This is a genomic window from Arthrobacter sp. P1_D4 (assembly GCF_056406115.1).
In genome coordinates this window covers 1-1,346 of record NZ_JBFUAU010000041.1, presented here as the reverse complement: position 1 = coordinate 1,346, position 1,346 = coordinate 1, and the positions used below count along the sequence as shown (strand labels likewise).

Below are 1,346 nucleotides of genomic sequence, written 5' to 3'. Positions count from 1 at the left end.
GACAGCGCTCCCTCGTCGAACATGACGCGCCAGCCAACCGGACGACGCCGAAGAACGGATACGAAAAGAGCGGTCCAAGACAAACCAGCCCTGGACCGCTCACCCTTGCCCTATTGACAAGAACACCTACATATCAGGTGTACTGAGCCGGGACGTTGTTGACATGTGGGGCTTGAAAACGAGGAGGACCTCCGGGCTAAGTGGAGCTGTCTAGTTCACACACTTGGCGCTCGGAGGTCCTCGTGTCCCACGTTAATGCCCGGTTGACGGTTCATGGAAGACTCCTGATCGACCGGGTGGCCGCCGGCCGCCCGGTCGCCCATATCGCTGCGGAGCTGGGCGTGTCCCGGCAGACCGCGTACCGGTGGGTCAGACGTTTCCGGGCCGAGGGCGCAGCCGGGCTGCCGAACCGCTCAAGCCGGCCGAGGTCATCACCGGCCCGGACGAGTTCCGACCGTGAGCAAGCCGTCCTGGACGCCCGGCGGTCGTTACGGTTCGGTCCGCTGCGGATCGCCGCGTTCACCGGCGTCCCGGCCCGGACCGTGTCCCGGATCCTGCACCGGCACGGGGTCCCGCGGCTGGCGGACTGCGATCCGCTGACCGGCGCCCCGATCCGCGCCGCCCGGACCACGGCGAACCGGTACGAGCGGGCACGGCCCGGGGAACTGGTCCATCTGGACGTCAAGAAGCTCGGACGCATCCCGGACGGCGGCGGCTGGCGGGCCCACGGCCGCTCGGAGCAGGTCAAGGGACGCGGAATCGGTTACGACTACGTCCACGTCGCGATCGATGACCACTCCCGCACCGGCTACGCCGAGGTCCTTCCCGATGAGAAGGGCGCCACCGCGGCCGGGTTCCTCACCCGCGCCGCGGGCTACTTCGCCGGCCACGGCATCCAACGGATCGAACGCGTCATCACCGACAACGCCTTCGCCTGCCGCAACTCCACAATGTTCCGTCAGGCAGTCGCAGATCTCGGAGCAGTTCAGCGCTTCATCAAGCCCCACTGCCCCTGGACCAACGGCAAAGCCGAACGCTTCAACCGGACCCTGCAAACCGAATGGGCCTACCGGCAGGTCTTCACCAGCAGCAACGACCGCCAATCCGCACTTGCGCCCTGGCTCCAGCACTACAACACTGAACGAATCCACACCGGCATCGGAACCACACCCATCACCCGGGTGTCACCAACCTGATGGCTCAGTACACCTGATATGTAGGTGTTCTTGTCAATAGGGCAAGGGTGAGCGGTCCAGGGCTGGTTTGTCTTGGACCGCTCTTTTCGTATCCGTTCTTCGGCGTCGTCCGGTTGGCTGGCGCGTCATGTTCGACGAGGGAGCGCTGTC

Annotated in this window: 1 protein-coding gene; it reads left to right on the top strand. The window is 65.5% G+C overall.

Going from position 1 to position 1,346, the window contains the following annotated elements; genetic code table 11:
- Positions 1 to 242 precede the first annotated feature (242 nt).
- Positions 243 to 1,196: an IS481 family transposase gene (locus tag AC1D0A_RS21885; protein WP_476946831.1), complete on the top strand. Its 954-nt coding sequence runs from the start codon at positions 243 to 245 to the stop codon at positions 1,194 to 1,196.
- The last annotated feature ends 150 nt before the right edge of the window (positions 1,197 to 1,346 follow it).